Raw genomic sequence first — 7,354 nt, forward strand, 5'->3', positions numbered from 1 at the left:
TTTCAGCAGACGGGGGTGGTGGATATGGAACGCTGGCGCAGAAGGCCGGATGGAAGAACCGCCGCACGACACACCCGTAGGTGTGCCGTTGCGAAGGTGAGGTGATACGGGAGCAGAAGTTAGTGAACGGTGAGAGCTTCCGGGATCAGATCGCAGACCATCCCGCCCGGCTCAGGTATGGCCCGAACGGTTCTGTTTCGCAATCGCGTAAACATTGCCGAGAGAACAAGGTGGACGCTGGCTCGGAGGTCCGCTCATGCCGCGGAGCGTAAACATCGCGGCGCGAGCGTCCCCCAAGGGTATCGGTCGATGCGTATCAGCGCGGGGTGGAGAACTCAATGTAGCCGAAGTTACGCCAGCCGATCCGGGGAATGGTCACGAATTCGCACCGGCTTTTGCCGGAACTGAACCGACATGGCCGAATCCGTCAACGGGTGGCTCTGGAATGATCGGAATGATTGCCCCGAGGCGATTCGCCACTCATCTCGCCAGGCGAATCATCGGCTCCGGCAAACAGCTATACGCTCTGCACTATCATCATCGATCGCGGGAGATGCAACCTCTGAAGCGATACGACCTATGATCCTCTCTGACTGACATGCGACTATTTGAACGTTTGCGCCTCTGGGCTCGACGCATTAAACGCGACGGCATTACGTTGTGGTTTGCCTGCAAGAATCCGGACACGCCCATTGTGGCAACGTTGCTAGGCATGTTCGTCGTTGCGTATGCCCTGAGTCCGATTGATCTGATTCCGGATTTCATACCCGTTCTAGGGTACGTTGACGACGTCCTGTTGCTGCCCGGCCTTATTTGGTTTGCCATCCGCCTGATTCCCGACGAAGTGCTTGCGCTCTGCCGAGCGCAAGCTGAGGAATGGCTGACGAAGCAAGGCCGGAAACCGAGAAGCTATTGGGGAGCTGCGCTGATCGTTTTTGTCTGGCTCGCAATCGCATACGCCGGCTGGCGTCTGCTCAGTTGATTTCCTAGCCATCGGCGACCGCCCTGCTTTCAGGCGGTCGCCCCTTCGCTGTTCGCCTCTCGCAAGATCTCGATTGCCTCTTTCAACACGTATAGGCCGATAGCAAACCCTACCAGGAGGTCAACCACGCGAATTCCGGTAACCAGTACGATGCCGCCCGACACAAACACTGCAATGTTGGCTAGAACATCGGCACGCGTGCAGATATAGCTTGCGCGCATATGAACTTCGCCGCGTCGGTACTTGCCCAGCCGCATCAGCACATAGAGATTGACGGCGAACGAGAGGATGGAATAAGCCAGCATCACTGCGCCGACAGGCTCACTGCCGACGTACCAGCGCCGGATGACCTCTGCGACGATTCCTGCGCCCAACAGCACCAGTATTCCGCCTGTCCACCGAGCCGCGTTCTTCTTGAACGCGAGCCCGCGTGAGAATGCCATCCATGCCAGGGCGTAGGCCGCTGCATCAGTCAGCATGTCCAACGCGTCCGATAACACTCCGGTCGATTGTCCAGCCCACCCTGCCACGATGCCAATCACGAACATCGTGAGGTTAAGAACCAGCGCCACCTTGATCGTTTTCCGTTCTTCCGCGCTATCGGACGAAACGCGAGAGCACTCGCAACCCATTGCATCCCCCATTGCTGTCTCTTCATACATCGGACGCCCAAGAACGCGCGCACCTAGCACTCTCCTTTCACGCTCGTCTGTCGCGCTCCACGGGTCAATCCGATCATTTCCACACCGCGGCAATTGTGTCATTACCGTCGGTGTTGCTCGTCTATGGGGCTGTCAAACTCCTCAATGCTCAGGCCGCGCCGCGAACAATGGTATGCGATGCGCTGCCACCGTTCGATCCACGCGCGCTCGAGGCCTTCGTATCGCCTGAGTTGCTCGCGCAGCGTCTGGACTGTCTGATCAAGGTACAGGATCTCGTCGCTGCGTGATCGCGATCGGGAACGAGGTTCGGGTGCGGCCAGCGCACGCTTTGCCGCCTGATACGCTTGCACAATCGGCGCATGGCGGCACAACGCTTGCCGCGTGTAGCCCGAGCAATCCTCAATTCGTCCCCACGTCAGCTTATTTCCAAACTCGCCATCCCTCCAGCGATGAAGTTCCCTAACGATGCTGGTCATCTTCTGTTCATCGATCTTTGCGTTAGCACGAATCGATCTGGCCATCACGGCCTCCTTTGATATAGCGCGCAAGATCTGTCTCATGGAAGCCCAGCAACGCCAGTTGAGTCATCAGCTGGATGTACTTGGACTGCAGATGCGTCAACCAGAGCGGCGCCAAGACGCCATCATTTGCAAGCTCACGAGTCGTCTCTAAACTGAGGCTCACGACCGCTGCCTGACGTTTGAGTTCTTCAACGCGTTCGATCTCGCCTTCCACCCAAACGTAGTCATCGCAGTCGACCGTACATTGCAGATGCCGTGGACACGGCGACATCTGGAAGTCGTGCAGACACATCCCTGCGCCGACATCGTGCACGGCATGAATCCGGGCCACGAGAAACGTCTGCGCGCGATCGGCAGGAAGCGCGTTCGCGATATCTGGTACCACGCCCCTCATTCGACCGCCCATGATCTCGCTGACCACCTGCGCCGCTCGCTCGACGGACGTCATGTGCTGGTAGGCCTTCGTATCGGCCGCATACTTGCGGCCGAACCACTTCGTCTGGACCAGGTCTGGCGCACCGCCTTCATCGAGTAGGTGATTGAGGAAGTGACGGAAGCCGTGTGAGCGGATATCGATGTTTGTCCCATCTGCCTTCACCATCTCGTAGCGCTCGAAGATCGATGTACTTTCACACCGGCCACCCAGGAAATCGCTGACGTTCTGATCGGTAATGGGACGTGCTGCGTATGTGAGCGTCGTTCTGCTGCCGCGGTGCATCTGATTGGCATAGACCACACAAAGCGCCTCATGCAACGCCAGACCGGAGCCGGGCGCGCCCGGTATCACCGGCTTTGTCCAGTGATCTCGAAGCAGACCCTTAAGTAAATCTGCTCGGCCTACCCGAATCCTTCTGTCCACGATCCTATGTGGAATCTCGCGAGACCGAAGGAATTGTGCGACACCGTCACTCTTCAAGCCAAGGATCGAAGGCAATTCAGCGCTATCGAATTCATTTTTGCAGAGCGCATCTGCGAGCAGTTCACCCGACTCGTGATAGCGTCGCGCCACGCTACGTGCTCCCTCGGTCGTCGAATGAAGTTCGTCCAGAACCTCTTCGACGAGTGCCTCCGTCTCGGTGAGCAAAGGCTTGTGAGTCCACTCAACGGCCACATCATCCGCTCGGCCCTTCAGGCGTGCGTACCGGAGCGTCTTGCTTCCATCCTGAGCCAACGACAACGGCCGTTCCGGCAATGTCAATACTTCTCCGACGCGCAGGCCGGTGCACACCATGAGCGTCGCGATCAGCACCATGAGTCGATCTGCACTCGCAGGATCGGTGGGTGGCACGCTCCGGGGAATGCTTTGGTACAGCGCGCCGATCGCCTCTATTGTCTGATCGTCTGGAAGGCGATTGCGAGGTCTGACGCTCCGGTCTTTGTCTGGGCAGCGGCCGTCGCAAGGGAAGCAAGGTCGGTGCTTGCGACGATAGCGCCAGTCAAGTCGCAGTCGACACAGGCCATTGCGGTCGAGCATATCGGCAAACTCTTCCATGTGGCCAATGACCTTGTAGGCCGAGGACTCGCACTCGCGCTCGAGGAGCGCGGCCGCCGCAACGTCCAGATGATCAGCGCTCAGCTCGCTGACCTCGTACGCTCGATCGGCCAACGCCTCATACACATAGCGCGTGGCGCGCACGAACACCATGTGGCTTGTCGCGGATTGGCCGCGTTGACAGTGCCGTATGCAAACCAGCGATTTCACGACGTCGCCGAACGAGCCCTCCAATGCGGCACCCAACTCGCCCGGTCGTGCGCCGTGCTGCGTGAACAACAGTCGCTGCACAGGCTTGTCTGCCTTGTAGCCACGCATGCGATGTCGGTACGCTTCCGATACATCCCAGATCGCGCGCTCCCACTCGACGCCCGCAAAGGGCATCGCTGCCTGTGAATGAGCGATCAGCATCGCTCGATTGGCGAGCCAGTTCTCAGAAAGCGCCTCGACCGCGCAGTAGGGCGCCGCCATCGATTTACGTCTTCTTCCGGGTTCCACGAGCATGGCCGTCAACCGTCTGTACCACCTGAGCAACCGCGTAGATGACTTCGTCCAGCTGCACCGCGATGCGTGCCCCGAATCGCTCGGCACGCTCTTCGCGTCCGGCGAGCAACGCATCGAGCACGGCGCGGTGGTCCGCCTGCACATACGGCTGGAACTTGGGACATACGTAGCAGGAGAACGGAGCATCAAGCGCGCACAGGCCGCTTTGACCACATGTACCAACATTCACCGGGGCAATGGCCGTCATGTCGCCAACAAATACGACGCGCTTGTCCTGCCGTTCGCCGTTGATGGCGAGATCACTCGACGGAACGATCTTGCCCCGAAATAGCTTCATAAGCGGTGCAAGTTTCAGGGCTGCGGCACGATCGAGGATACGGGTCATACGCCTGCCCTTGAGCGCATAGTAGACCTGGACGTGCTGGGTATCGGAATGGTCCAACATCGTCGCCAGCATGGCTCTTGACACGCCCAACTCCACCATGGTCGTCGCGAACGTGTAGCGCAAACGACGTGGCCCGATCCGAAGGGGACGCGCGGTGCGCGGTGAGACGAGATTCATGCGTTGCGCGAACTCGCTCACCAGCGCAGCGAATCTCATCGACGTCAGGTGGTAAGCGTACTCACCCATGTCCATACCCTGGCGCCACTTGTCCGCGCTTTCGCGCATGAAGAGCGGTCTGGGTGAGGGACCGCAATCGATCGACCTGTTTACCTCAATCAACTGCTGCAACAGCGTCAGCAATTCTTCGCTCACCCGCTCTTCCACGAACGCTTGTCGTGCGCCAATGCCACGCTTTTTGATCCGGGGAATGGCGAGCACCCACTGCGCTGGTACTGCGAACCCCGCGAGCGAATTGCGCAGATCGGTTTCGCGCAACAGGCAGAAGTTGGCTGGGTTGCGCCCATATGCAAGGCTGAGCGCTGTCGCCACGCGCTGCATGACATCGATACGTTCCATTGAGGAGTCTTCGTTCAACGCTCGACGTAACAGCGTCACTTCGACGTCCCATAGCGGACCGCAGTCTTCGTCTTCAAGGTCCACCGCCAGTTGCGAAGGGCGCGCTGGAATCCGAACCTCATCAAGATCTCGCGCAAACTCCTCGTCAAATCCGAGGCGAGCGAGCATTTGGGCACACCAGACATACCAACCGCGGATCACATAGAAAGTTTCAAGCCGTTTGCACTCGCGCAGACTTTGGACAGCGCTTTTGATGACAGAATTCAACGCCGGGCCGAGACGTTGGGGATCGTTGATATCAGCAAGGCACCGCCACAGGCTCGCCTGCCCGGACGACACGATTTGGCTGCTTTTGCTCCCTCTTCCAGCCAGCGCCCCTACAGAAGCCTCGATAGCGCTCGAGACGGTGGTGCCTGACTTTTGAGTTAGGAGCATGATGGCCCAGCGCCGAAACGAGTAATTCACGATGATGTTGCTGACAGCAAGTCGCGACCAGTCGATGGCAACGTGAGCGATCGGGACGTTACATTTCCAGATGACATTGCCCAGATTCATTCGCCTGCCATCACGGTCGATCACGCTCTCGGGCAATAAGGGCAGTCCATAATGCCGAAGGTGTGCGCCCATGGCCCGATTCACTTCGTCGTTTGTCATGACAGGCCTCCCGGCGCACGAGCGAACAGGGCGCTCTGATAGCTCAGTCCAATCTCATACGATTCCATGCGAATGGCAGCATCAATGTATGGTCTGACCGAGTCGGCCGAACGCCATCCAAAGAAATACATCATGTTCCGGGTCACGCGTTCGTCGTCGAGTCCATTGGCTAGCCCGGTCGCGCGGAATTCGGTAGCACAGGTACTTCTCAGCCGATGGGGATGAAGATGCTCAAACTCGGGATGAGACGCAGTCACCTGGTCCAGAATCCCGTTGAGACGGACCAGACTCATCGGACTGCCACGGCGACTCAAGAACAGGAAAGGCGTGCGATCAGCGCCCGGCATGTGCCGACGCGAATGGCAGATGTAGTCGTTGAGGTACCGCGCCAGAGACCGCTCACACGGCAGGTGCCGTGACTCTGTCTTGACTTGCGGCTCGGTCGCCCTCGGGTCCATCGGATCGTCAGGTGCGCGCACGATGCGGACGGCGGGAGCCTCGCGCGAAAGCAGGCAGTCCGACACCCGGATCTTGAGCAATTCTCCACGCCGCATGCCCAGCGTCGCCAGGAGCAGAACAATCAGGTAGTTGCGCTGCCGATACGGCAACTTCCACGGATTCTCGTGAGAGTCCGGACGACAGACTTCAAGGAGCCTGGCTAGTTGCGGAGCCGATAACGGCGCGGCATGCTCGGCAGACGGTCTCCCTGCTTGAGCAAGCGTGGCAAAGCAACGCTGCGTTAAGGCCAGTCTCACGCGGATGTCCGCGGTCTCGGGCGCGCCGACCGGTAACGCGGAGATCACGCACTCCAGGTGCCACATGATGCACTTCGCAACGACATCGAGTCGGAACGCCAAGGTGCTCGCTGCAACAACGAGCTTGGTCACTTTCCCTGACGTCCGGAAGTTGCGTCGTAATGAGGGGTACAAGCGGCTCACGATCTCGTCCTAGCTCAGACCTTGGCCCGAAACGAGTCGTGCATGAAGCGGGAAGCTCTCGGTTATCGACCAGGCCCACATCTGTCCGAGCGCGTACAGCGTTTTGACGAGGCTGTTCGCCGATAGCCGCAAGCGCAGGCGCTTGATCACGTAAAGGTTAATCCACGGCACAGGTTGCCGATTAGCATCGAGCAACGCGGGCAGCCGCTCACCGCCCGGATGTCGAATCACCACGATGTGAAATCGCGCGCTCACGGATGCCTCCCCTCACGCAGTCGATTTCAACGTAGGCGACGTTTACGACTTTTTCGTGGCAACGCTTCCGACGGCCGTCCAGATTGGTTTCGCGATCGTAAGTTGACTAAGGCGACTTACGAGCAAAAAAACTCGCGAGCCCGGGTACCCCTCCGTTCAATGTTGCGGGTCCTTAACCGCCCGCAAACCCAGATAGAAAAAGAAAAACCCCACCAAAAGGCGGGGTTGATGTTTACAGATTTTCGTTACGAGACTTCAGAACGGAATATCGTCGTCCATCTCATCGAAGCCACCGCCGGCAGGTGCTCGCATGCCACCACCACCGCCATGCGACGGTTGAGGCGGATTGGCGCGAGTTCCAACATTGTCGGCAGGGCGCGATGTA

General features: G+C 58.9%; 7 protein-coding genes. 1 reads left to right on the forward strand and 6 read right to left on the reverse strand.

Annotated features, from left to right (window positions below):
* Window positions 1–598 precede the first annotated feature (598 nt).
* Window positions 599–982, forward strand: coding sequence for a YkvA family protein (locus AABE10_RS35685; protein ID WP_342937757.1), 384 nt, complete (start codon window positions 599–601; stop codon window positions 980–982).
* A gap of 29 nt (window positions 983–1,011) precedes the next feature.
* Here the strand turns inward: AABE10_RS35685 and AABE10_RS35690 are convergent, their stop codons facing one another.
* The 6 genes from AABE10_RS35690 to AABE10_RS35715 form a co-directional block, all read right to left on the reverse strand.
* A complete protein-coding gene (locus tag AABE10_RS35690; protein WP_342937758.1) occupies window positions 1,012–1,626 on the reverse strand; it encodes a cation diffusion facilitator family transporter in 615 nt (204 codons plus the stop codon).
* Between the two features lie 119 nt (window positions 1,627–1,745).
* Window positions 1,746–2,165 (reverse strand): hypothetical protein, encoded by a 420-nt coding sequence (locus tag AABE10_RS35695; RefSeq protein ID WP_342937759.1) that lies wholly within the window; start codon window positions 2,163–2,165, stop codon window positions 1,746–1,748.
* Window positions 2,143–4,161 carry an integrase gene (locus AABE10_RS35700; protein WP_342937760.1) on the reverse strand — a complete coding sequence of 673 codons (2,019 nt, stop codon included), beginning with the start codon at window positions 4,159–4,161 and terminating at the stop codon, window positions 2,143–2,145. Before AABE10_RS35700 ends, AABE10_RS35695 begins: the two co-directional genes overlap by 23 nt.
* On the reverse strand, window positions 4,133–5,776 hold the full coding sequence (locus AABE10_RS35705; protein WP_342937761.1) for a tyrosine-type recombinase/integrase: 1,644 nt from the start codon (window positions 5,774–5,776) through the stop codon (window positions 4,133–4,135). The genes AABE10_RS35700 and AABE10_RS35705 overlap by 29 nt, the downstream gene beginning before the upstream one ends.
* Complete coding sequence (locus AABE10_RS35710) at window positions 5,773–6,663, reverse strand: site-specific integrase (RefSeq protein ID WP_342937762.1); 891 nt, start codon at window positions 6,661–6,663, stop codon at window positions 5,773–5,775. Before AABE10_RS35710 ends, AABE10_RS35705 begins: the two co-directional genes overlap by 4 nt.
* Window positions 6,664–6,723: 60 nt before the next feature.
* Window positions 6,724–6,969: a hypothetical protein gene (locus AABE10_RS35715; RefSeq protein ID WP_342937763.1), complete on the reverse strand. Its 246-nt coding sequence runs from the start codon at window positions 6,967–6,969 to the stop codon at window positions 6,724–6,726.
* Between the last annotated feature and the right edge of the window lie 385 nt (window positions 6,970–7,354).

The sequence above is a fragment of the Paraburkholderia diazotrophica genome (genome assembly GCF_038900755.1).
Taxonomy (GTDB): Bacteria; Pseudomonadota; Gammaproteobacteria; order Burkholderiales; family Burkholderiaceae; genus Paraburkholderia; species Paraburkholderia diazotrophica_A.

Bases quoted from the DNA above. Each gene is read 5' to 3' on its own strand.
- AABE10_RS35685 (WP_342937757.1), top strand. From the start codon at position 599: ATGCGACTATTTGAACGTTTGCGCCTCTGGGCTCGACGCATTAAACGC.
- AABE10_RS35690 (WP_342937758.1), bottom strand. From the start codon at position 1,626: ATGGGGGATGCAATGGGTTGCGAGTGCTCTCGCGTTTCGTCCGATAGC.
- AABE10_RS35695 (WP_342937759.1), bottom strand. From the start codon at position 2,165: ATGGCCAGATCGATTCGTGCTAACGCAAAGATCGATGAACAGAAGATG.
- AABE10_RS35700 (WP_342937760.1), bottom strand. From the start codon at position 4,161: ATGCTCGTGGAACCCGGAAGAAGACGTAAATCGATGGCGGCGCCCTAC.
- AABE10_RS35705 (WP_342937761.1), bottom strand. From the start codon at position 5,776: ATGACAAACGACGAAGTGAATCGGGCCATGGGCGCACACCTTCGGCAT.